Annotated in this window: 22 protein-coding genes; 9 read left to right on the top strand and 13 right to left on the bottom strand. The window is 64.9% G+C overall.

From position 1 onward, the window contains the following. The 7 genes from LY44_RS16525 to fdxD form a co-directional block, all read right to left on the bottom strand. Positions 1-1393: sigma 54-interacting transcriptional regulator (locus tag LY44_RS16525; RefSeq protein ID WP_111396063.1), on the bottom strand; the 1393-nt coding region annotated here is incomplete at its 3' end. 295 nt (positions 1394-1688) lie between these two features. Next, positions 1689-2975, bottom strand: a complete 1287-nt coding sequence (rpoN, locus tag LY44_RS16520; RefSeq protein WP_055209650.1) for an RNA polymerase factor sigma-54 — start codon at positions 2973-2975, stop codon at positions 1689-1691. 147 nt (positions 2976-3122) lie between these two features. Further along, complete coding sequence (locus LY44_RS16515) at positions 3123-3557, bottom strand: NifU family protein (protein WP_055209651.1); 435 nt, start codon at positions 3555-3557, stop codon at positions 3123-3125. Positions 3558-3805: 248 nt separating this feature from the next. Further along, positions 3806-5344 (bottom strand): nitrogenase molybdenum-iron protein subunit beta, encoded by a 1539-nt coding sequence (gene nifK / locus LY44_RS16510; protein WP_055209652.1) that lies wholly within the window; start codon positions 5342-5344, stop codon positions 3806-3808. Positions 5345-5434: 90 nt separating this feature from the next. After that, entirely contained in the window at positions 5435-6940 is a 1506-nt protein-coding gene (gene nifD, locus LY44_RS16505) for a nitrogenase molybdenum-iron protein alpha chain (protein ID WP_055209653.1), read from the bottom strand. A 65-nt stretch (positions 6941-7005) separates the two neighbouring features. Then, positions 7006-7893 carry a nitrogenase iron protein gene (gene nifH, locus LY44_RS16500; protein WP_055209654.1) on the bottom strand — a complete coding sequence of 296 codons (888 nt, stop codon included), beginning with the start codon at positions 7891-7893 and terminating at the stop codon, positions 7006-7008. Between the two features lie 267 nt (positions 7894-8160). Then, the gene (fdxD, locus tag LY44_RS16495) at positions 8161-8532 is read right to left on the bottom strand and encodes a ferredoxin FdxD (RefSeq protein ID WP_055209655.1); all 372 of its coding nucleotides are present in this window, start codon (positions 8530-8532) and stop codon (positions 8161-8163) included. Between the two features lie 139 nt (positions 8533-8671). Between fdxD and LY44_RS16490 the strand changes: the two genes are divergently transcribed. Further along, entirely contained in the window at positions 8672-9295 is a 624-nt protein-coding gene (locus LY44_RS16490) for a Crp/Fnr family transcriptional regulator (protein ID WP_055209656.1), read from the top strand. Between the two features lie 58 nt (positions 9296-9353). Continuing rightward, positions 9354-9632: a N(2)-fixation sustaining protein CowN gene (gene cowN, locus LY44_RS16485; protein ID WP_055209657.1), complete on the top strand. Its 279-nt coding sequence runs from the start codon at positions 9354-9356 to the stop codon at positions 9630-9632. A gap of 67 nt (positions 9633-9699) precedes the next feature. On the opposite strand, the gene LY44_RS16480 is transcribed toward cowN, so the two are convergent. The 4 genes from LY44_RS16480 to LY44_RS16465 form a co-directional block, all read right to left on the bottom strand. Next, positions 9700-11955, bottom strand: a complete 2256-nt coding sequence (locus LY44_RS16480; protein ID WP_223230724.1) for a nitric oxide reductase activation protein NorD — start codon at positions 11953-11955, stop codon at positions 9700-9702. A gap of 8 nt (positions 11956-11963) precedes the next feature. Then, entirely contained in the window at positions 11964-12767 is an 804-nt protein-coding gene (locus LY44_RS16475) for a CbbQ/NirQ/NorQ/GpvN family protein (RefSeq protein ID WP_055209659.1), read from the bottom strand. A 100-nt stretch (positions 12768-12867) separates the two neighbouring features. Continuing rightward, positions 12868-13224 (bottom strand): ribulose bisphosphate carboxylase small subunit, encoded by a 357-nt coding sequence (locus LY44_RS16470; RefSeq protein ID WP_055209660.1) that lies wholly within the window; start codon positions 13222-13224, stop codon positions 12868-12870. 23 nt (positions 13225-13247) lie between these two features. Continuing rightward, complete coding sequence (locus tag LY44_RS16465) at positions 13248-14669, bottom strand: form I ribulose bisphosphate carboxylase large subunit (RefSeq protein WP_055209661.1); 1422 nt, start codon at positions 14667-14669, stop codon at positions 13248-13250. Between the two features lie 110 nt (positions 14670-14779). Here LY44_RS16465 and LY44_RS16460 point away from each other — a divergent pair, with 110 nt between their 5' ends. Next, positions 14780-15676 (top strand): LysR family transcriptional regulator, encoded by an 897-nt coding sequence (locus LY44_RS16460; protein WP_055209662.1) that lies wholly within the window; start codon positions 14780-14782, stop codon positions 15674-15676. Between the two features lie 153 nt (positions 15677-15829). Beyond that, a complete protein-coding gene (locus LY44_RS16455) occupies positions 15830-16393 on the top strand; it encodes a DUF2087 domain-containing protein (RefSeq protein WP_055209663.1) in 564 nt (187 codons plus the stop codon). On the opposite strand, the gene LY44_RS16450 is transcribed toward LY44_RS16455, so the two are convergent. Next, the gene (locus LY44_RS16450) at positions 16381-16701 is read right to left on the bottom strand and encodes a DnaJ family domain-containing protein (protein WP_055209664.1); all 321 of its coding nucleotides are present in this window, start codon (positions 16699-16701) and stop codon (positions 16381-16383) included. The two genes, LY44_RS16455 and LY44_RS16450, sit on opposite strands and share 13 nt — an antisense overlap. Then, positions 16698-17315 (bottom strand): TetR/AcrR family transcriptional regulator, encoded by a 618-nt coding sequence (locus LY44_RS16445; protein ID WP_055209665.1) that lies wholly within the window; start codon positions 17313-17315, stop codon positions 16698-16700. Before LY44_RS16445 ends, LY44_RS16450 begins: the two co-directional genes overlap by 4 nt. Before the next feature lie 210 nt (positions 17316-17525). Here LY44_RS16445 and LY44_RS16440 point away from each other — a divergent pair, with 210 nt between their 5' ends. From LY44_RS16440 to anfK, 5 genes are all read left to right on the top strand, one after another. Then, a complete protein-coding gene (locus LY44_RS16440) occupies positions 17526-19142 on the top strand; it encodes a sigma 54-interacting transcriptional regulator (RefSeq protein WP_055209666.1) in 1617 nt (538 codons plus the stop codon). 274 nt (positions 19143-19416) lie between these two features. Next, positions 19417-20244, top strand: coding sequence for a nitrogenase iron protein (nifH, locus tag LY44_RS16435; RefSeq protein WP_055209667.1), 828 nt, complete (start codon positions 19417-19419; stop codon positions 20242-20244). Positions 20245-20300: 56 nt separating this feature from the next. Continuing rightward, positions 20301-21884 (top strand): nitrogenase iron-iron protein, alpha chain, encoded by a 1584-nt coding sequence (gene anfD, locus LY44_RS16430; RefSeq protein ID WP_055209668.1) that lies wholly within the window; start codon positions 20301-20303, stop codon positions 21882-21884. A 7-nt stretch (positions 21885-21891) separates the two neighbouring features. Continuing rightward, entirely contained in the window at positions 21892-22239 is a 348-nt protein-coding gene (gene anfG / locus LY44_RS16425; protein ID WP_013066331.1) for a Fe-only nitrogenase subunit delta, read from the top strand. 13 nt (positions 22240-22252) lie between these two features. Beyond that, on the top strand, positions 22253-23635 hold the full coding sequence (gene anfK / locus LY44_RS16420; protein WP_055209669.1) for a Fe-only nitrogenase subunit beta: 1383 nt from the start codon (positions 22253-22255) through the stop codon (positions 23633-23635). Positions 23636-23701 lie beyond the last annotated feature (66 nt).

Below are 23701 nucleotides of genomic sequence, written 5' to 3'. Positions count from 1 at the left end.
GCACGATCGCGCCATCCGAGAGCGCGGCGGCCCGGTTCACGCAGTTTTCCAGCTCGCGCACATTGCCCGGAAACTGGCAGCGGCAGATCTGGTCAAAGGCATCGCCGGCGAATTTGACATTGGTGCCATTCTGCTTGTTGAACCGGTCGAGGAAGAGCTGCGCCAAGGGCTTGATGTCGCTTTTGCGGTTGCGCAGCGGCGGCAGGACGATCGGCACGACGCAGATGCGGAAGTAAAGATCGGCGCGGAATTGGCCGCGCGCGACGGCATCCTCAAGGTCGCGGTTCGTCGCGGCGACGATGCGGGTATCGACCTTGATCGTCTTCGCGCCGCCGACGCGTTCGAACTCGCCCTCCTGCAGCACGCGCAGCAGTTTCGACTGAAAGGCCGGGCTGATCTCGCCGATCTCGTCGAGGAAGAGGGTGCCGCCATCGGCCAGCTCGAACCGGCCCTTTTTCAGCGCATTGGCGCCGGTGAAAGCGCCTTTCTCATGGCCGAAAAGTTCCGATTCCAGAAGGGTTTCCGAGAGCGCGGCGCAGTTGACGCGGATGAAGGGGCCTTTCGCGCGGGGGCTTTGGGCATGCACCGCGCGGGCGAACAATTCCTTGCCGGTGCCGCTTTCGCCGCGCAGCAAAACCGGCATCCGGGTGGAGGCCACGCGCTTGATCTGCGCCACCACCTCGGCGATGGCGGGGCTGGAGCCGACGATGCCATCGAGGCTGACGGGCGCCGCCGGGCCGCGTTGTTCGGTCACCGTCTGCAGCATCCGGCGGGTGTCTTCGAGCGCGCGTTCGCGGTCGCGCGCGATGCGGCGGCGAAAGCGCAGCGCCTGTTCGAGCAATGAGGCGACCATCGTCAGCACCCGCACATCGGCATCGGAAAAGCCCGACCGGTTGTGGTCATGGCTGCGATAGGCGGCGAGCACGCCAAGGACGAAATGGCTGCGTTCGGGGTCGCGCAGCGGCACGGCGATCAGCGTCTGGCCCGCGTCGCGCAGCCGTTTCGGCACCGCGTCTTCGCCGAATTCGGCCGCCAGATCAAAGGAGACGAAGGGCACGCCGGACCGAAAGACGATCCGCGCCACGGCATCGGGCAGCACATCCGAGGCTGGCGCCTCGGGGCTGCGCTGAAACGCCGTCGCGGCGATGACGTAAGGGTTGACGCCCACGCCCTCGCCCGGCTCGGCGAGAGTAGCGAGCACGCCATGGCGCAGATCGAGGAAGGAGGACAGCACGTTGAAGATCTGCGGCACCTCCGCCACCGGATCGGGCGCCGCCGCGAAACTCTTCGCGATCTCGTAAAGCGCGTCCAACGCAAGACGGTCGGCCGTGGCCCGCGCCGAGCGGTGTTTTTCCTTCGGTTTGGGCACAAGACATTCCCGGATGTCGATCATCACCTTCTCCCTCGCTGGCCCGGCGCCGGGGGGATCAAACGACGATCACCCCCTCCCATGGGGTGCCGCAGTCTGCGCTGCGTGGATCGTTCGATCGCGGTTGGGTGCCGTGGCGGACATGTCGAGACTTGGTCAAGCTTGCGCCCGGATGCACGGCGCAAACAGTCTCAAGTGCCAATATGTCGCAACTTGGAGGTGATTGATGCTTCGTTAAGATCAACTTTGGGGCATCAATGACCGGAGCGCCGAAAAAAGTGGCGCTTCCGGTCTGGCAGGGGGGGCGGTTTTCGCAGACTCAGCGCGCGGCGGCGGCGCGGCGGCGCTCGTAGGACGAGGCAAGACCCAGCGTCGAGCGGTATTTCGCCACCGTGCGCCGCGCGATCCGCAGCCCGGCCCGCTCGGCCAGCGTCACGATCGCATCGTCCGACAGCGGGTTCTGCGGATCTTCGCCGCCCACCGTGCGCTGCACGAAATCAAGCGCCGAATCGCGCGACACCGCCTCGCCGCCGCCCTGGGTCGAGACCGCGCGGGAAAAGAACGCCCGCAGCGGCAGCGCCCGGGTCTGGGTCTGGATCATCCGCCCCGAGACCGCGCGCGAGATCGTCGAGGCATGCAGGCCCAGTTCCGAGGCCACATCCTCAAGCGTCAGCGGCACAAGGAAGGCGGTACCCTTGTCGAGGAAAGCCGATTGCCGCGCGACCAGCACGGCGGCGGTGCGCAAGAGCGTATCGCCGCGCCGTTCCAGCGCCTGCGCCAGCGCCCGGGCCTCGGCCAGCGCCTTGCGCCGTTCCGCGCGGGCCTTCACATCGGCACTGCCATCGGCGAAACGATCCTCGCGCACGGTGATCGTGGGGGAGGTGGCGCGGTTCAATTCCACCGTCCAGCCCTCGGGCCCGCGCAGCGCGATCAGGTCGGGCGGAAAGACCGGCGTCGGCTGATGATCGAAGGCAAGCCCCGGCTTCGGGTTCAAGTGCCGGATCTGCTTGATGATTTCCGGAATGTCGCCGATGTCGCAATCGCACAGCTCGGCCAGATCGGAAAGCCGGTTTTCCGCGATCAGCGGAATGTTGCGGATCAGCGTTTCGACTTCCCAGGTCAGGATGTCAGCCTCGCGCGCCTGCAGGATCAGACAATCCGAGAGGTCGCGGGCGAACAGGCCGGTGGGCTCGAAGCCCTGCAGCACGGAAAGCACCGCTTCGGCCCGGGCGGGGGTGGCGCCCGCGGCCAGCGCGATGCTGTCGACGCTCTGGCCCAGCCAACCGCTCGGTTCCAGCGCCTCGGCAAAGCGCAGCGCCAGCAGCCGGTCGGGGGCATCGGCGAAGGCCATCTCGATCTGATCGACGACATGGGCCATCAGGCTCGGCTTGTGCGCGGCGACGGCGGCGACGGCGTCGAAATCCTCGCCGCCGCGGGCGATGAAGGCGGGCGGGGCACGGTAGGTCAGGAACGGGTTCGACGTGGCCTGTTCGGTCAGATGCTCGGACAAATCCTGCGACGACATGCCAAGGATGGCGAGGGAATGGAGCATTTGCCCCGCCATTTGCATCGTCTGTCTTTGGGAAAGCGTCTGCGCGAGTTCCATGGGGACAACCTATCTCAAACTCGGGTCATTGCGTGGGGCGGCAGGGCGCCGCAGGGGTGAAAAAGGGTCGGTGCCGAAATCTGCGCCGCACCACCCCGGGTTGTGCCGGGTTTTTCGGCGCGGCGAAGGGGGCGGGCGCGGGTCATCTCAATGCCGGATCTCGGGGACGACCCGGACCGGACGGCCAAGGGTTTCGATCAGCTGATGCTGCACCGTCGAGAGCGTGCGCGCCGACATCATGCAACCCGCGCAGCTGCCCGAGAGCCGGACCTGAACGGACGTGCCGATGAGGTCGATCAGCTCGATGTCGCCACCGTCGCGTTGAAACATCGGCCGCATCTCGGCGATCAGCTCGGCGACGACTTCGACCTCTTCCTCGGGCGAAAACAGCGGTTTGGCCGGGGCTTTCGGGGCGGCGATCTCTCCGATCTTGACGAAATTGGCCAGAAAGGCGGCGGTGTCGGGCGCCTTGCCGCCCGCGGCCTGCCGGGCGGCCAGGGCGGCGGCGGCGGGAGGCGCGGCGGCGCGTGTGGGCGCCGCGGTGGTTTCAAACGCAAGGCTCTCGTCGAGCAGATCTTTCATCGCATCCCCCTTTCGATCGGTTGAGGCTTCAGAAATATCCCAGCAAGAAGCGTGCCAAGCCCATTCGGCCCTGCAAGCAAGCTTCAGGCCCACATTGGGGGATTTGCGACAGACAATGTTGGAAAGCCGGAAAATCGGGCCGCGCCGTCGCGGTGGTTGCAAGGGGCGGTTGCACGGGGGCGCGGGGGGGGCGAAACGAAAAAAGCCGGCAGTCGAAACTGCCGGCCCAGGTCGAGAGGTGGGGTCGCTCAGCGGGTCAGATCGAAGCTGATGTCGGTCTTGCCCCAGTCACCGGCGCGGGCGTCGGCCTTGACGAAGATCGCGTCGAGGATCTTGACCAGAACCGTCAGGCCGCCCTGATAGCCCCAGGTCGGGAAGCGGTGGTGGTGGTGGCGGTCGAAGATCGGGAAGGTCAGACGGATCAGCGGGATGCCGGTGTCGCGTTCCAGATACTTGCCATAGGAGGAGCCGATCAGGAAATCGGTCGGTTCGGTCATCAGGAAGCTGCGCATGTGCCACAGATCCTTGCCCGCCCAGACCTGACCCTGCTTGCCGAAGGGCGAGGCGGCCAGAACTTCTTCCATCTGCTTGGCCCATTTCTTCGAGCCGTTGGTGGCGAGGCAATGCACCGGCTCGCCGCCCATTTCCATGATGAACTTCGCCATGCCCAGAACGAAATCCGGGTCGCCGAAGATCGAGAAGGTCTTGCCGTGCAGATAGGCCTGGCTGTCGGCGATCGCATCGACCAGACGGCCGCGTTCCAGCTTGATGCTGTCGGGGATCGCCTTGCCGGTCAGCTCCGACACTTTCATCAGGAAGCTGTCGGTGGCCGAAACGCCCATCGGATAGTTGAAGACGGCGGTGTCCTGCCCGGTGGTGGCGACATATTCCATCGTCTTCGGCGAGCACCATTCCTGCATCGAGAGCGTGGCTTTCGCATTCAGCGCGGCTTTCGCGTCCTCAAGCTTGGTGCCGCCCGCATACATCCGGTAATGCCCGTCCGAGGGGGTGTCATAGACTTCCGACACATCGCTCAGGAAGGTGAAATCGACGCCCATCGTGTCGAGCAGGCGCTTGATTTCACGGTTGTTTGCCACGGCGTAACCGTCGAAGCCCGGGATGATGTTCAGGCTGTCGTTCGCCACGCGCTCGGCATCGGCCCAGAACATCGACAGGATGCCTTTCTGGGTGTTGTCGTAGCCGTCCACATGGCTGCCGACGAAGGCCGGGGTATGGGCGAAGGGCACCGGGAAATCCATGGGCACGCTTTCGGCCTCTTTCGCCTTCAGGATGAAGGAGTTGAGGTCGTCGCCGATGACTTCGGCCATGCAGGTGGTCGAGACGGCGATCATCTTCGGCTTGTAAAGCGCATAGGCGTTGGCCAGGCCCTCGACCATGTTGGTCAGGCCGCCGAACACCGCCGCATCCTCGGTCATCGAGGACGAGACCGCCGCCGAGGGTTCCTTGAAGTGGCGCGACAGGTGCGAGCGGTAATAGGCCACGCAGCCTTGCGAGCCATGCACGAAGGGCAGGGTGCCTTCATAGCCCTGCGCGGCAAAGACGGCGCCGACCGGCTGGCAGGCTTTCGCCGGGTTGATGGTCAGGGCTTCGCGGGCGAGGTTCTTTTCGCGGTATTCCCAGGACGCCGTCCAGTCGCCGATCTGGGCGAGGGTTTCGGCGGAATGGCCGCATTCGAAGGTCGCCTTCTTGTTGGCGAGCATCTCTTTGTATTCAGGCTCGAAGAACAGTTTCGAGTGGTCGAGCACCTTGTCAGCCGACTGGGGCATGGGTCAATTCCTTGTCAAAGGCCGTCCGCATTCCGGGACGCACCGACGGGGGGAAGGGAGGGTGGGGGCGGCGCACCGCCCCCCTTTGGCTCACTCGGCGGCGATCGGGGCTTTGTCCCAGGGCGCGTCGAACAGGCCCCAGACGGGGTTGTTGATCGCCATGTCCATGTCGCGCGCGAAGATCGCGAAGCCGTCGTAGCCGTGATAGGGGCCCGAGTAGTCCCAGCTGTGCATCTGACGGAACGGAATGCCCATCTTCTGCACCGGATACTTCTCCTTGATGCCCGAGCCGACGAGGTCGGGGCGGATCTTCTCGATGAACTTCTCCAGCTCGTAGCCGGTGACGTCATCATAGATCAGCGTGCCTTCCTTGACGTAATGGCCGGTGCGCTTGTAGTCGTCGTTATGGGCGAATTCGTAGCCCGTCCCGGCGATCACCATGCCCAGATCGTCATAGGCGGTGACGACGTGGCGCGGACGCAGACCGCCGACATAAAGCATCACCGACTTGCCTTCGAGCCGCGGCTTGTATTTCGCCAGGATCCCGTCGACCAGCGGCCGGTATTTGGCGATGACCTTTTCGACATTGGCCTGAATGGTCTCGTCGAACTTGGCGCCGATGGCGCGCAGGCTGGCTTCGATCTGGGTCGGCCCGAAGAAGTTGTATTCCATCCAGCCGATCGAATACTTCTCTTCCATGTAGCGGCAGATGTAGTTCATCGACCGGTAGCAGTGGATCAGGTTCAGCTTGGCTTTCGGCGCCCGTTCCATCTCGGCCAGCGTCGCATCGCCCGACCAGCAGCCGATCACGTTCAGACCGATTTCCTCGAGCAGGATGCGCGAAGCCCAGGCGTCGCCGCCGATGTTGTAGTCGCCGATGATGTTGACATCATAGGGGCCGGGCTCGAACGCCTTGGTGTTTTCGCTTTCCGGCTGCTCGAAGATCCAGTCGCGCACGGCGTCGTTGGCGATGTGGTGGCCCAGCGACTGCGACACGCCGCGGAACCCTTCGCAGCGCACCGGAACGATGGTCTTGTTGATTTCCTTGTTCTTTTTCTTCGACACGGCCTCGATGTCGTCGCCAATGAGACCGATCGGGCATTCCGACTGGATGGTGATGCCATTGGCCAGCGGGAACAGCGTGTTGATCTCGTCGATCGTCTTTTCCAGCTTCTTGTCGCCGCCGAAGACGATGTCCTTTTCCTGGAAATCGGTGGTGAACTGCATCGTCACGAAGCTGTCCACGCCGGTTTTCCCGGTGTAGTAGTTGCGGCGCTGGCTCCACGAATAGTGGCCGCAGCCGACCGGGCCGTGGCTGATGTGGACCATGTCCTTGATCGGCCCCCAGACCACGCCTTTCGAACCGGCATAGGCGCAGCCGCGGATCGTCATCACGCCCGGGACCGATTTGATGTTCGATTTGACGGTGTCGCATTTCGACGCGATGCCGGTGACGGCGTCGGCGTCTTCGCTGGTCGCACCGGCCACCGAGAGGTGTTTGGCGCGTTTCTTCTGAGCTTTCGCCGGATAGGCTTCGAGAACTTCCGCAATCAGGTTCTCAAGGTCTTCCGGGCCGCCCGCGTGATCTTTGGCCATTCTTTTGGCTCCCTCACTTCAGGTTTCGAAAAGGTGGGCAGGCTGCCCACCTGAACTGTCAGGCCTCAGGCCTTGATCGCGGCTTCCATCTCGGCGATCTGCTTTTCGCGATCTTCTTCCGATTGCATGATGCCGAAATCCATCAGCATCTCTTCCAGCTCTTCCATCGTGATCGGGGTGGGGATCACGCCCTTGCCCGAGTTGTTGTGGATTTTTTCCGCCAGTTGACGGTATTCCTGCGCCTGGCTGCTTTCCGGCGCGTATTGGATCACCGTTTCACGACGCAGTTCGGCGTGTTGCACGATGTTGTTGCGCGGCACGAAGTGGATCATCTTGCAGCCCAGCTTCGCGGCCAGCGCTTCGGCCAGTTCCAGCTCGCGGTCGGTCTGACGTTCGTTGCAGATCAGCCCGCCCAGACGCACGCCGCCCGAGTTCGCATATTTCAGGATGCCCTTGGCGATGTTGTTGGCGGCGTAAAGCGCCATCATCTCGCCCGACATGACGATGTAGATTTCCTGCGCCTTGTTTTCGCGGATCGGCATGGCGAAGCCCCCGCAGACCACGTCGCCCAGAACGTCGTAGGACACATAGTCCACATCGTCATAGGCGCCGTTTTCCTCAAGGAAGTTGATCGCGGTGATGACGCCACGGCCGGCGCAGCCAACCCCCGGCTCCGGACCGCCGGCTTCGGTGCATTTGATGCCCTTGTAGCCGATTTTCACGACGTCTTCGACTTCCAGATCCTCGACCGAACCGGCTTCGGCGGCCAGATGCAGCACGGTGTCCTGCAGCTTGGTGTTCAGGATCAGACGGGTGCTGTCAGCCTTGGGGTCGCAGCCGACGATGAGGATCTTCTGACCCATCTCGACCAGCGCGGCGAGGGTGTTCTGCGAGGTGGTCGACTTGCCGATACCACCTTTGCCGTAGAAGGCGATCTGACGGAGTTTGCCCATGTGTGGCTCCCTTGGGGGTTGGTGCTTCACGAATATCGAGACGGTTCGTAACCGGGCTCACAGCTTCTACAGCAGCCTTCGTGCCAACCGGGATTTTCCGAAATAATCATTCAATGTCAGTATCTTGAAGGTTTTGTTCGAAAGGGAACACGGCCTACAAATTGTAGGGCCTGCGGGATCTGGCGGGGTTTTGTCGGTGTCGCCTGTCGGGACGCCATGAAAAAACCCCGCCGGAGCGGCGGGGTTTCCCGGTCGTTTGCGGTAGTGTCAGACCGAGCCGCCGGGGGTGCCGGTGAAATGCACCATCACGTCTTCATCGCGCGGGATGAACTGGCAGGCCAGCCGGAAGCGCGGCGGCTGGTCGCTGACTTCGGCCGCCTCGATCTCCTCGGCGGTGATCATCTGCAGCTCTTTCAGCCGCGCCTTCTCCTTTTCGGTCAGCATCATCGCCATCGCGGGCTTGTTGTCGAGATGGGTGACCTCGATCAGGCACGAGGCGCAATCGCCGTCGCCGCATTCGAACGGGATCGGGATCGCGTGTTCCTTGGCCAACGCCAGGATGGTCGCGGTGTTGCCCGCCACCGCGTAGATGGTCTTGTCTTTCTTCATGATGGGCGAGGTAAAGGTAATGTTCGGCATCGCAGTCCTCTTTTCTGTCGTTGAGGGAAAGATCCCGAAAACCGCGCAGCAAGGGCCATGCCAGCGCCCCGAAACCGGGGCTTGCCGGGGGCCGGTGCCGGACCTAGGCTTTCCCGATCATCACAGCCCTTCCGGTGCCATGCCCCCGCCCGCCCCCTCTTCCGACTGGATTTCCCGCCTCGAAGGCGGTCTGCGCCGCCGCTACGCCGCGGGCGAGACGATCGCGCGGCCCGATGCGCCCTCGGACCGGCTGATCCTGGTCGAAAGCGGCGCGGTGCGGCTCAGCCTGACCGGCGCCGGGCGCGAGGTGACGCTGGCGCAGCTGCGCACGGGCGGGCTGTTTGTCACCCATACCCGCGTCTGGATGGTGGCGGCCGAAGCCGCGCAGGTGCGCAGCTGGCCGGTGGCCGAGATGCTTGATCTGGTGTCGCGGCACCCGGATCTTGGCGTGGCGGCCTTTCGCGAAGTGGGCCAGATCCTGCGCGGCGCGCTGGATTTGATCGAGGATCTGGCCTTCCGCCCGGTCGAGGCGCGGCTGGCGCGGTATCTTCTGTCCGAACGCGCGGCGCAAGGCGCCGAGACGATCCGGCTGATCGGCCCGACCGAGGCGCTGGCGACGGCGCTTGGCACGACGCGGCAGACGCTCTCGACGCTGATCAACCGGCTGATCCGCGACGGCGTCGTGTCGCGGCCGGGGCGGCAGCAGCTTTGCCTGCACGATCCGGGCCATCTGGCGCGTCTGGCCGAAGTGTCATCCGGCTGACAGAAATTCCGGTCCGCCGCGCCTATGAAACAAGCCGGATCAGCCGAGGAACCCCGCGATGAACGACCAGACCCCCGACCGTTACGTGACCTTCATGGGCATCGCCTGCGATACCAATGCCGACCGTCTGTGCGAGATGCTGGCGGCGCGGATGGCGGGCAATGACTCGCGCTGGGTGGCCTATTTCGAGACCAAACTGGCCGAGAATGCGCGGATGGGCCATGACCGGCTGCGTTTCATCGGCGCGCAGGTCAATGCGCTGATGTCCTTCTTCGAAGAGGAAGACGACGCCGAGGCCCTGGCGCTGCTCTGGCACATCGAGCATCACTGCCTCTGACCGGACCGGGGATCTTCTTCCTTTCATGATGGCCCGCAGGGCTCGGGGCCGCCGGACCGCGGCGGCCTCAGCGGGCCAGCCCGGCGTAAAGCCGGGGCAGACGCTCGGGCAGGCGCTCGACGCGGTCCAGGATCTGGTAGCCGCGCGGCCCGAAGATCTGCGCCACATAGCCATCCGCCGCAGGATCGAGGCTGAGGCAGAAGGGCTGCACCCCCTGCCGCGCCACCTCGGCCACGGCGGCGCGGGCGTCGTGGCGCAGATGCGCTGGGGCGCGCTCGTCGATATCGGCGGGCGCGCCGTCGGTCAGCACCAACAGCAGCTTGCGCGCCGCGCGTTGCTGGCCCAGATGCCAGCCCGCATGCCGGATCGCAGCGCCCATCCGGGTCGAGAGCTGCCCCTCCATCCCCGCCAGCCGGGCCTTGGGGTTCGGCCCCCACTCCTCGGTAAAGTCCTTGAACCGCTGATAAAACACATTGTGCCGCCCGTCCGAGCAAAAGCCGTGCAGGGCGAAAGGATCGCCGACGCGGTGCACCGCCTCGGCCATCAGCACGGTGGCGGCGCGGGTGACATCCAGAAGCCGGGTGCCCCCGGGCCCCGCCGGATCGTTGGTCGAGGCGGACAGATCAAGCAACAGCAGCACCGCCACATCGCGTGTGACCCGGCGCTGGCGCATCATCACCCGCGGGTCGGGCTGACGGCCCAGCCGCCGGTCGACCGCGGCACTGATCGCGGCGTTCAGATCCAGCTCGTCGCCGTCTTCGAGCCGCCGCAAGCGCTGCACGCCCTGCGGCTGCAGCGCCTCCAGCACCCGGCGCATCCGCGCCAGAACCGGGCGGTGTTCCTGCAAGATCGCTTCGGCCAGCGCCGGATCACCGGGGCGGGGGCGCTTGTCATGCACCGTCACCCAGTCGGGCCGGTCAAGCCCGGTGCGATGGTCGAATTCCGGATAGCGGCGCGGCGGCGCCACGGGCGGGCGGCCCTCCCGCGCATTGAAACTGCTGCCGTCATCGTCGAAAAGCTCGGTGGCGCAGACAAGGATTTCCTGCGCGTCGTCCCCCGCCGTCTCGACCTCGACCTCGTTCACCAGCTCGGAGACCGAAACATGACGGCGGATCTGCGCGGGCGGCGCGGCGGCCATCGAACAGTCGCTCTCGTCGCCTTCCCAAAGCGCGCGGTTGTCGTCGCGATAGGGCAGGGCAGGCACGGGCAGGCGCGGATCGAGCCGCCCGGCCAGCGCAAGGCCGATGCGCAGCGCGGCCATCTCGTCGTCAAGATCGGCCTCGGCCAGAGCGGCCCGGGCCCAAAGCGCGTTCGGGTCGGCTTCCGGCGCCTCGGGCAAAAGCAGGGTGCGGGCGATCCGGTCCAGCGGCCCGGTGCCGGTGTGAAACCGCGCCCAAAGCGGGCCAAGGCCGGGAAAGCGGGCGATCGCCAGCGCCTCGGCCCGCGCATCCTCGATCAGCCCGATGCAGGCGCGCTGATGCAGGCTCAGCCCCTCCATCGGCAGCGGGCCCCGCCGGGCCGCCAGATGGGCGGCGGCATGGGCGGCGGCGGCGCGATACAGATCAAGCCCGGTCGCGCCGTTCCCATCGTCCCAGGCGTCGGGCAGATGGATCACCCCGGCTTCCAGACAGGGCCGCAGGCCTTCGCGCGTCTCGAAATCGCCCGAGGTCGGGCGCATCGGAAAGTCCCGCCCCCAAAGCGCGCGCAGATAGGCGCCGATGCGGCGGTGGATGTCGACGAACAGCACCCCCTTGCGTTCGCGTTGCAGCACCGCCTGCGCCTCGGCGCTTTCAAGCGCGAAATAACGCGCCTGTTCGGGGTAATTCGTGCGGTGCATCTCGGCGCCCCAGAGCGCCCAGCGGCGCAGGCCGCCCAGCGTCAGCACGCCCAAAAGCCTGTCAAGCTGATCCAGCATCGGCCGCAACCCCCGCGGCGCCTGCGCCAGCAGCAGGTCGAGAAACCCCAGATAGGCGCGGAACAGATCGGCGTCGCCCAGCCGCCGCGCGGCGAGCGGCGCCGTCGCCAGCACCCGCGCGATCACCGCGCCCGAAGTGCGCGCCGCCATCGCCAGACAGGCGCGCAGAAGGTCGGGCAGCACATCCTCGCCCAGATCGCGCGCGACGGGCAGCGCAGCCTCGGCCCAAGCCTGCACCGCCTCGGCTCCCTTGCCGCTGCGCTCAAGCGCCGCTGCGCCCTCGTGCCAGACCGCGCGGCCCTGCGCCGAAAGCGCCCGCGCCGCCTCGGGGGCAAGGCGCGTCAGGGCGTCCTGCGCCGCAGCGGGCAGGGTCTCGGGGGCAGGCGGGGCGGACATGGCGACGGACACGGCGGGCCTCAGAAATAGGTGGTGACGGCGGCATCGAGCGCGTCGCGCATGTCGGGATCGTCGGTGATCGGGCGCACCAGCGCCATCCGGCAGGCGGCCAGCGGCGCCACGCCCTGCGCGATCAGCCCGCCCGCATGCACCAGCATCCGCGTCGAGATCCCCTCGTCGAGCCCGTGGCCCTTGAGGTTGCGCGCCCGTTCCGCGATCGCCACCAGCTTTTGTGCCAGAGCCGGGTCGATGCCGGTTTCATGCGCGACGATCTCGACCTCGACGCCATGCTCGGGCCAGGTGAAATCCAGCGCCCCGAAGCGTTGTTTCGTCGATTGCTTGAGATCCTTCATCAGCGCCTGATAGCCGGGGTTGTAGCTGATCACGAGCTGGAAATCGGCATGGGCGCGCAGCAATTCGCCTTTCTTTTCAAGCGGAAGAACGCGGCGATTGTCGGTGAGCGGGTGGATGGCGATGGTGGTGTCCTGCCGCGCCTCGACCACCTCGTCCAGATAGCAGATGGCGCCGTGCCGCGCGGCAAAGGTCAGCGGCCCGTCCTGCCAGCGCGTGCCCGTGGCATCAAGCAGGAACCGCCCGACCAGATCCGAGGCGGTCATGTCCTCGTTGCAGGCGACGGTGACGAGCGGCTTGCCCAGCCGCCAGGCCATGTGCTCGACAAAGCGGGTCTTGCCGCAGCCGGTCGGGCCCTTGAGCATGACCGGCATCCGTGCCGCATGGGCGGCCTCGAAAAGCGCGATTTCATCGGCGACCGGGCGATACCAGGGCTCGGCCGGAATGCGGAAAGGCTGGGTGGGATCGGTCATGACAGCCTCGTGGGATTGGGGGAGGGGCCCGCCGCAGAGGAGGTCGCGGCGGGCCGTGAACCGCCGCCAGGAGGGGAGGGGCGGCGGGCAGGGTGTCAGCTCAGACGGCGGCGCCGCGATAGACGATCATGTTGGCGCCCTGGCTTTGGGTGAAATTGTCATAGCCGATCAGCCGGACATGATGGCCGGGGTTCGCCTCGTGACAGGCTTTCAGCTCGGCCAGGATCGCATCGACATCGGTTTCGCCGAACATCGGCAGTTTCCACATGTACCAATAGATCTGCGCGGCGAAGTCGGGTTCGGTATGCTCGATCCCCGGGTTCCAGCCATTCTGCACGATCCACTCGACCTGACGGCGGATTTCGGCCTCGCCCATCGGCGGCAGATAGGAAAAGGTGCCCATCTTGCGGCTTTCCGGGCGCGAGAGGCGGGAGGGGTAGTCCTGAACGGTGCTCATCTGATGTCCTTTCGGGCCGGGTCTCAGCGGTGCTGCACGTCGAGCTTGTCGACGGTGTCGAATTCGAACTTGATCTCTTTCCAGGTCTCCATCGCCATGCGCAGCTCGGGGCTCGACTGCGCGGCCTTGGTCAGGATCTCCTTGCCTTCCTTTTCGAGATGGCGCCCCTCGTTGCGGGCCTGCACGCAGGCCTCAAGCGCCACCCGGTTCGCACAGGCGCCCGCGGCATTGCCCCAGGGGTGGCCGAGCGTGCCGCCGCCGAATTGCAGCACCGAGTCATTGCCGAAGATCGAGACGAGCGCCGGCATGTGCCAGACATGGATGCCGCCCGAGGCGACCGGGAACACCCCCGGCTGCGGCCCCCAGTCCTGATCGAAAAAGATCCCGCGCGACCGGTCGGCCTTGATGAAGCGATCGCGCAGAAGGTTGATCCAGCCGATCGTCGCCTCGCGGTCGCCCTCAAGCTTGCCGACGACGGTGCCCGAATGCAGATGGTCACCGCCCATCAGCCGCAGGATCTTGGCCAGCACCCGGAAGTTGATGCCGTGATTGGGGTTGCGGTCCATCACCGCATGCATGGCGCGGTGGACATGGAGCAGCATCCCGTTCTTGCGGCACCAGCGCGACAGGCTCGTATGCGCGGCCCAGCCGACGGTGAGATAATCCGACATGATGATCGGCGTGCCGATTTCCTTGGCGAATTCGGCGCGTTCGTAGATCTCCTCCATCGTTCCGGCGGTGACGTTCATGTAATGGCCCTTGCGCTCGCCGGTTTCGGCCTCGGCCTTGCGGATCGCCTCCTGACAGAACAGGAAGCGGTCGCGCCAGCGCAGGAAGGGCTGGCTGTTGACGTTCTCGTCATCCTTGGTGAAATCGAGCCCGCCGCGCAGGCATTCATAGACCGCCCGGCCGTAGTTCTTGGCGGCAAGGCCGAGCTTCGGCTTGATCGTGCAGCCCAGAAGCGGGCGGCCGTATTTGTCGAGCAGGTCGCGCTCGACCTTCATCCCGTGCGGGGCGCCGGGGCAGGTCATCACGAACCACAGCGGAAACCGCACATCCTCCAGCCGCAGCGCCCGCACCGCCTTGAAGCCGAAGACGTTTCCGACCAGCGAGGTGAAGACGTTGACGACCGAACCTTCCTCGAACAGGTCCATCGGATAGGCGATGAAGGCGTAAAAGGCCTCGTCGCTGCCGGGGACATCCTCGATCGCATAGGCGCGGCCCTTGTAGTAATCGAGATCGGTCAGAAGATCGGTCCAGACCGTGGTCCAGGTCGCGGTGGAGCTTTCGGCGGCGACGGCGGCGGCGGCTTCCTCGCGGCTGACGCCCGGCTGCGGCACCACCTTGAAGACGGCCAGAATGTCGCTGTCCTTCACCTGATATTGCGGTTCCCAATAGATTGAGCGGTAGTCTTTGACACCGGCGTCATAGGTCTTGGCTGCCATGGTTCCCTCGTTGACTGGCCCGTTTCTGCGGGGCTTGGGGGGACTATGCGGCCTTGCGTGACTTTACAAAACTGAATAGTTTTTAGTCACAGAATAGGGAAAAGATTATCATGCGTTGCACGTTGCGCCAGTTGCAGGTCTTTGCCGCGGTGGCGCGGCACGTCAGCTACACCCGTGCCGCCGAGGAGTTGCACCTGACCCAGCCCGCGGTCTTCACCCAGGTCAAGCAGCTCGAAGAGGCGCTCGGCGCGGTGCTGCTCGACCGGATCGGCAAGCGGCTCTTCCTGACCGAGGCGGGGCAGGCGGTGCTGGCCACCGCGCGCGAGACGCTGGAGGGGATCGAGCGGCTGGAGATGCAGCTGGCCGATCTGCAGGGGCTGCGGCGGGGGCGGCTGCGGCTGGCGATCGTCTCGACGGCGCAATATTTCCTGCCGCGGCTTCTGGGGGCGTTCTGCACCGAAAACCCCGGCATCGAGGTGGCGCTGACCGTCACCAACCGGCAGACGGTGATTGCCCGTCTGGCTGCGAACGAGGACGATCTGTGCATCCTTGGTCAGCCGCCCGAGGGGCTTGATGTCGTCGCCCGTCCGATCGCGCGCAACCCGATCCTCGTGCTGGCGCCGCCGGGCCATCCGCTGGCGGGGGCGGCCGCGGTGCCCTTTGCCGCGCTGGCCGATGCCCCCTTCATTCTGCGCGAGCCCGGGTCGGGCACCCGGGCTGCGGCGGAAAAGTTCTTTGCCGACAACGGCATCCGGCCGCAGGTGCGGATGGAGCTTGGCTCGAACGAGGCGATCAAGGCGGCGGTGGCGGCGGGGCTGGGTCTGGCGATCCTGTCGCAGGACACGATCACGCTGGAGGCCGAGACCGGGCGGCTGGTGGTGCTTGATGTGCAAGGCTTTCCGCTGCTGCGGGTCTGGAACGTCGCCCATCCGCGCGGCAAGCATCTGTCGGTGGCGGCCAGGGCCTTTCTGGCGCATCTGGCGGGCGGCGGCGCGGAGCCGAGCTGACGTGCCCCCAATCCACGGTCAGCAGTTCACCGAGGCGTCGCTGTCCCGCAAGGGAAGCTAAACCTGCCCGATTTCCCGTGACAGACCCGGCTTCCCGGGGCCTTGTCGCAAGTCAGCGACCAGCGATGGATCGACGGCCCCCGAGGAACGATCATGCCGAGACAATCCATTCCGCTTGCCATCGCGGATCTTTCGCAGTTTTCCCGCGCCCTTGGCGCAGAACTGGCCGTCCGCCCGGACAAGCCCCCCTCGCATCTGAGCCTGCTGAACATGCTGGCGCGGGCGGCGGGGTTTCGCAACTTCCAGCACCTGCGCGTGGGCGCCGCGCCCGCTGCCGACCCCGCGCCGCCGTCGCCCGAGGCCCCGCCCGAGCCGGTCGATCCGCGCCGCATCGCCAAGGTGGCAGGCTCTTTCGACGCCGAGGGGCGGCTGACGCGTTGGCCTTCGAAACGGGCGCAGCAGATCCTGTGCCTTTGGGCGCTTTGGGCGCGGCTGCCCGCGGCGACGCCGATGTCCGAACGCGAGATCGGCGACCGGCTCAAGGCGCTGCATCTTTTTGGCGATCCTGCGATCTTGCGGCGCGATCTGGTCGGACTGGGTCTGTTCCGCCGCGATCCGGGCGGGTCGACCTACCTGCGGCTGGAACAGGCCCCGCCCGCCGAGGCGCGGCTTCTGATCCGCGAACTGGCATCGCGCAGCCGCCCTCAACGGCCGTAAAACCGCCGCCGCGCCTCGGCCTCGATGTCGAGGCGCAGCTGCAGATCGGCCAGAACCCTGGCCTCGCGGCGGCGGTCCTCTTCGGTCGGGGCCGCGCGCAGCTTTTCGGTCTGCGCCGCGACCGCCTTGCGCAGCTCGATTTCCCGCGGCAGCGCCCCCGCCTCGGCCATGATGCGAAAGCCCACCGCATCAGAGCTGCCCGCATTGTCGTCCATGTTCAAGGGCTTGCCCGCGCCGCGCAGGTTTTCGAACTGCCCCTCGGCCTGCGCCTTCAGGATCTGCCGCTCCGCCATGTCGGAAAACTTCATCTCTCGCCTCCTTCCGGGCGGGCCAGCAGCCCGCGTTCGATTTCGGTGAAAACCGGCCAGAACAGCGCCAGCCCCGCGGGGCCGCGCGGGCCGAAGGCGGTCAGCGCCCCGGTGATCATCAGCGCCGCCGGAAGCGGCGCAAGATCAGCGCGAAAGACGCCCTGCGCACGGCCAAGGCCGAGAATCTCGGTGTAGCGGGCGCACCAGCCGCGGGTGAAATCCGCGATCAGCGCGCCGATCTCGGGCTCTGACGGGGCGATCTGCGCCAGCTGCGCGAAACAGGCGGCCAGTTCCGGGCGGTCGCGCAGGCTGTCGTGATAGGCCTGCACCTCGGCGCGCAGCTGATCCCGCGCGGGCCGGGCGGGGTCGGGGGCGGGCGGCAAAAGCGCGCAAAAGGCCGCGCGCGTCGTTTCAGCCACCAGAAGCAACAGCCCGGATTTGGTGGCGACATGGAAATGCAACGTCGAGATGTTGATGCCGACGCGGGCCGCCACATCGCGGGTGCGCAGCGCCGCCGCCCCCTTTTCCAGGATCAGAGCTTGCGCCGCCGCCGCGATCATCTCGCGTCGCGTCTCCTGGCGCAGATAGGGCTGGGGGGAGGTCTGTCCGGTCATGACTCAATCATATGATTGACTTCTGCAAAGGGCAACCCCGCGAGGCGACCTTCTCAAAGCGCCTTCGGGCGGGGCAGGCTTGCCCGAATAACGGGCAGGTCCGGGGTTCTTGTCGGCCTTCCCGCACAGATGCGGGCGCGGCCCTTGGATCGGTGTCCTCGTGCGGCGCAGCCTGTCGTTATATGGAATCACTACATAACGGAGTCGATCATGTGCGGCGAGGATCAGGTCGAGGCACTCGAGCTGGGGCAGGCCAGTCCCGAGGACGAATTCGGCCAGTGTTTCACCGGCGAATGTCGGGTGAACCTGTTGCCGACGCTTTACCGGCTCAATGCGGTGATTTCGCAATCGCCCGATCCGGGCGAGAGCCTGGGCATGATCCTGAAGACGATGCGCTCAGAGATGCGGATGGAGCGCGGCAGCGTCGCGCTGATGGACCGCCGCCGCGGCCAGGTCTTCATCCATCAAAGCTTCGGGCTGACCGCGGAAGAGGAAAGCCGCGGCGTCTATGCGATGGGCGAGGGCATCACCGGCAAGGTCGCCGAGACGGGGCGGGTGATCATCGCGCCGCGGCTGCACGAGAGCCCCGATTTTCTGGATCGCACCGGGGCGCATGCGGGGGAATCCCGGCGCAAACGCGCCTTCGTCTGCGTGCCGATCATGCTGGGCAAGCGGGTTCTGGGCACGATCGGCGGCGAGCGCAGTTACCTCAACCAGCGGCTTTTGAAGCAGGATGCCGAGTTTCTGGCCGCCATCGCGCTGATGATCGCGCCGACGGTCGAGCTTTACCTGATCGCCAATGTCGAAAAGCTGGAGCTGGAACGCGAGAACCGCGAATTGCGCGATGCCCTGCGCGAACGCTTCAAGCCCGGCAATATCATCGGCAATTCCAAGGCGATGATGGCCGATGTCTATGATCTGATCGGCAAGGTCTCGAAGACGCGGGCGACGGTGCTGATCCTCGGCGAAAGCGGGGTCGGCAAGGAACTGGTCGCTTCGGCCATTCATTATTCCTCGGACCGCGCCGCGAAACCTTTCGTGCGCTTCAACTGCGCCGCGATCCCCGAGACGCTCGCGGAAAGCCTGCTCTTCGGCCATGAGAAGGGCGCCTTCACCGGGGCCCTGGCCAGTCGCAAGGGGCTGTTCGAACAGGCCGATGGCGGCACGTTGTTTCTGGACGAGCTGGGCGAACTCAGCCCCTCGGTGCAGGCGAAGCTGTTGCGGGTGCTGCAGGATCGCACGCTGGAACGGGTGGGCGGCACGACGCCGGTTCAGGTCGATGTGCGGGTGATTGCGGCGACGAACCGGGAACTGGTGCGGATGGTGGCCGAGGGGCACTTTCGCGAGGATCTGTTTTACCGCCTCAACGTCGTGCCGATTACCGTGCCGCCGTTGCGCGAGCGAGGCTCGGACATCATTCTGCTGGCCGATCATTTCGTCGCCAAGGCCTGCAAGGCGATGGAGAAATCGGTCAAGCGAATCTCGACGCCCGCGTTGAACATGCTGATGGCCTATCACTGGCCCGGCAATGTCCGCGAGCTGGAAAACGTCATCGAGCGGGCGGTGATCCTGTCGGATGACGCGGTGATCCATGCCTGGAACCTGCCGCCCTCGCTGCAGACGGCGCGCGAGACCGGGACGACGCTGGGGCTGGGGCTGGAGGAAAAGGTCCGGCTGGTCGAGACCGAGATGATCGTCGAGGCGCTGAAGACGACGCAGGGCAATATCGGCCAGGCGGCGGAGCTTCTGCAGGTGTCGCGCCGGGTGCTGGGGCTGCGGATGGGGCGGCTCGGCATCGACCCGCATCGTTATCGCGCCTCAGCCTGATCGGCGGCGCTGACCGAATCCCGGCCCCGCTTCGGCGGGGCTTTTTCTTTGCTGCAGCCCGTTCGGAAGTCCGTTTACCGAACGGTAATCGGTTACATAACGGTAAGGATTTCCTGTCGGGCGGTGGGATAGAGGGGTCAAGAAAATATATTTATTATCAATGTCTTGATGGCTTCTTTCCGCCCCGAAGCCGCCTTGGCACGGGGGCTGCTCTATAGGGTTCAGACGGTAGCGAAACGCCGTCGCAAGACATCCCTTCCCAAGGAGCGACCCCATGACCCGCAAGATCGCCATTTACGGCAAAGGTGGTATCGGCAAATCGACGACCACCCAGAACACCGCCGCAGCCCTTGCCTATTTCCACGACAAGAACGTCTTCATCCACGGCTGCGACCCCAAGGCCGACAGCACCCGGCTGATCCTGGGCGGGTTGCCGCAGGCGACGGTGATGGACACGTTGCGCATCGAGGGCGCCGAGCGCGTCACCGTGGACAAGGTCGTGAAGACCGGCTTCAAGGACATCCGCTGCGTGGAATCGGGCGGGCCGGAGCCGGGCGTGGGCTGCGCCGGGCGCGGCGTCATCACCGCCATCGACCTGATGGAAGAGAACGAAGCCTACAGCGAAGACCTTGATTTCCTGTTCTTCGACGTGCTGGGCGACGTGGTCTGCGGCGGCTTCGCCATGCCGATCCGCGACGGCAAGGCGCAGGAAGTCTACATCGTCGCCTCGGGCGAGATGATGGCGATCTATGCCGCCAACAACATCTGCAAGGGTCTGGCGAAATACGCCCGGCAATCCGGCGTGCGTCTGGGCGGCATCATCTGCAACAGCCGCAATGTCGACGGCGAGAAAGAGTTCCTTGCCGAATTCACCAAGGCGATCGGCACAAGGATGATCCACTTCGTGCCGCGCGACAACATCGTGCAGAAGGCCGAGTTCAACAAGCAGACCGTGACCGAATTCCAGCCCGAGGCCAATCAGGCGCAGGAATACCGCGAACTGGGCCGCAAGATCATCGAGAACGAGGATTTCGTGATCCCGAAGCCGCTCGCCATGGATGAGCTGGAAGCCATGGTCGTCAAATACGGCTTGATGGACTGATCCTCCGGGGCGCCGCGCCCGGCGCCCTTTCCCCGAATTTCCATGGAGTTAGGCCGATGCCCTACCATGAGTTTGAAGTCTCGAAATGCATCCCCGAGCGGCGCGAGCATGCGGTGATGAAAGCGGCGGGCGAGGATCTGACCTCGTGCCTGCCGAAAGGCTACCTGAACACGATCCCCGGCACGATTTCCGAACGCGGCTGCGCCTATTGCGGCGCCAAGCACGTGATCGGCACGCCGATGAAGGACGTGATCCACATTTCCCACGGGCCCAATGGCTGCACCTATGACACCTGGCAGACGAAGCGCTACATCTCGGACAATGACAACTTCCAGCTGAAATACACCTTCGCCACCGATGTGAAGGAAAAGCACGTCGTCTTCGGCGCCGAGGGGCTGTTGAAGAAATCGATGCACGAGGCCTTTGACGCCTTCCCGAACATCAAGCGGATGACGGTCTATCAGACCTGCACCACGGCGCTGATCGGCGATGACGTCGATGCCATCGCCAAGGAAGTGATGGCGGAACGCGGCGATGTCGACGTGTTCGTCTGCAACTCGCCCGGGTTCGCGGGGCCGAGCCAATCGGGCGGCCACCACAAGATCAACATCGCCTGGCTGAACCAGAAGGTCGGCACGGTCGAGCCGGAATACCTGGGCGAACACGTGATCAACTACGTGGGCGAATACAACATCCAGGGCGATCAGGAGGTGATGATCGACTATTTCAACCGCATGGGCATTCAGGTGCTGTCGACCTTCACCGGCAATGGCAGCTATGACAGCCTGCGGATGATGCACCGCGCGCATCTGAACGTGCTCGAATGCGCGCGTTCGGCCGAATATATCTGCGACGAGCTGCGCGTGCGCTACGGCATCCCGCGTCTCGACATCGACGGCTTCGGCTTTGAGCCCTTGGCCAATTCGCTGCGCAAGGTCGCGCTCTTCTTCGGCATCGAGGACAAGGCCGAGGCGATCATCGCCGAGGAATATGCGAAATGGAAACCGCAGCTGGACTGGTACAAGGAACGGCTGAAGGGCAAGCGCGTCTGCCTCTGGCCGGGCGGGTCCAAGCTGTGGCACTGGGCGCATGTGCTTGAAGAGGAAATGGGCGTCAAGATCGTCTCGGTCTACACCAAGTTCGGCCATCAGGGCGACATGGAAAAGGGCGTCTCGCGCTGCGGCGAAGGTGCGCTGGCGATCGATGATCCAAACGAGCTGGAATCGGTCGAAGCCATCGAAATGCTCAAGCCCGACATCATCTTCACCGGCAAGCGCCCGGGCGAATTCGTGAAAAAACACGGCGTGCCCTATCTGAACGCCCATGCCTATCACAACGGCCCCTACAAGGGCTTCGAGGGCTGGGTCCGTTTCGCCCGCGACATCTACAACGCGATCTATGCGCCGATGCGGCAACTGGCGGCGCTTGATATTTCCGCCCCGGATGCCGCGATCACCTCGGGCTTCCGCACCGCCAGGATGAACGCCGATCTGACCGTCTCCGACGCGGTGAAGTTCAGCGAGGTGCTGCACGAATATACCGGCAAATACGACTCGATTGCCGAAGTGCGCGCCCGCAATCAGGCCTATGCCGCCGAGCAAAAAGCGCTCCGCGACGCCGTTCAACCTGCCGCCGAGTGAGGGACAGATGACCGATATCAGCGAAAAACTCGACCCGCTCGTCGATTACATCATGAAGAACTGCCTGTGGCAGTTCAATTCGCGCGGCTGGGACCGGCTGAAGCAGAATGCGGGCATCCTGTCGCAGACCTGCGAGATTCTCTGCGGCGAGGAGCCGGTGCATGAAACCGCGATGGACCGCTGCTACTGGGTCGATGCGGTGATCCTGTCGCGCGCCTACAAGGCCCGCTTCCCCTGGCTGATGGCGATGACCAAGCCCGAGATCAAAAGCCTGTTCAAGGCGTTGCACGAAAAGATCGACCATCTCACCGTTCACGGCTCGCTCAATACCGAGCTGACCGTCCCGCATTATTGAAAGGAAGACCCCAATGACTTGCCAGGTCACCCAGAAGGCGCGGGAAGGCACGATCAACCCGATCTTCACCTGCCAGCCCGCCGGGGCGCAATTCGCCTCGATCGGGATCAAGGATTGCATCGGCATCGTTCACGGCGGCCAGGGCTGCGTGATGTTCGTGCGGCTGCTGATCTCTCAGCACATGAAGGAAAGCTTCGAGATCGCCTCGTCGTCGGTTCATGAAGATGGCGCGGTCTTCGGCGCGCTCGACCGTGTCGAAACCGCGGTCGAGGTGCTGCTGACGCGCTACCCCGATGTGAAGGTGGTGCCGATCATCACCACCTGCTCGACCGAAATCATCGGCGATGACGTCGACGGGCTGCTCTCGAAACTTGAAGACGAGCTTCTGCCGACCAAGTTCCCGGGCCGCGAAGTGCATCTGCTGACCGTGCATTGCCCCAGCTTCGTCGGCTCGATGATCACCGGCTATGACAAGGCGGTGCATGATTTCGTAAAGAAATTCGCGACGAAGGACGAACCCAGCGACAAGATCAACCTGATCACCGGCTGGGTGAATCCGGGCGATGTGAAGGAGCTCAAGCACCTTCTCGAGGTGATGGAGGTCAAGGCCAATGTGCTCTTCGAGGTCGAAAGCTTTGACAGCCCCCTGATGCCCGATCTGGAGCATCACTCGCACGGCTCGACCACGATCGAGGATCTGCGCGATACGGCGAATGCGAAAGGCACCATCGCGCTCAATCGCTACGAGGGGATGAAGGCCGCCGAATATCTGCGCAAGAAGTTCAAGGTGCCCTCGGTGATCGGCCCGACCCCGGTCGGCATCCGCAACACCGATGCCTTCCTGAAAGCGGTGTCCGAGATGACCGGCCAGCCGATCCCGGCGAGGCTCGTCAGGGAACGCGGTCTGGCGCTCGATGCCATCGCCGACATCGGCCACATGTTCCTGGCCGACAAGCGGGTGGCGATCTATGCCAACCCCGATCTGGCCATCGGCCTGACCGAGTTCTGCCTTGACCTCGAAATGAAGCCGAAACTGCTGCTGCTGGGCGATGACAACTCGGGCTATGTGAAAGACCCCCGCGTGCTGGCGCTGCAGGAAAACGCGCCGGATCTGGAAATCGTGACGAACGCCGATTTCTGGGATCTGGAAAGCCGCATCCAGCAGGGGCTCGAACTCGATCTGATCCTCGGCCATTCCAAGGGCCGGTTCATCTCGATCGACTACAAGGTGCCGATGGTCCGCGTGGGCTTCCCGACCTACGACCGGGCGGGGATGTATCGCCATCCGGTGCTGGGCTACGGCGGGGCGATGTTCCTGGCCGAAACCATGGCCAACACGCTTTTCGCCGACATGGAGGCGAAGAAACACAAGGAATGGATCCTCAACGTGTGGTGACGGCATCGCCGCGCAACCTGCCGGGCCGCCCCGTGGCCCGGCCTTTTCCCTTTCGCGTCAGGAGCT

Source organism: Rhodobacter capsulatus (assembly GCF_003254295.1).
GTDB classification, from domain to species: domain Bacteria; phylum Pseudomonadota; class Alphaproteobacteria; order Rhodobacterales; family Rhodobacteraceae; genus Rhodobacter; species Rhodobacter capsulatus.
This window is presented reverse-complemented; position numbering and strand designations above follow the sequence as displayed.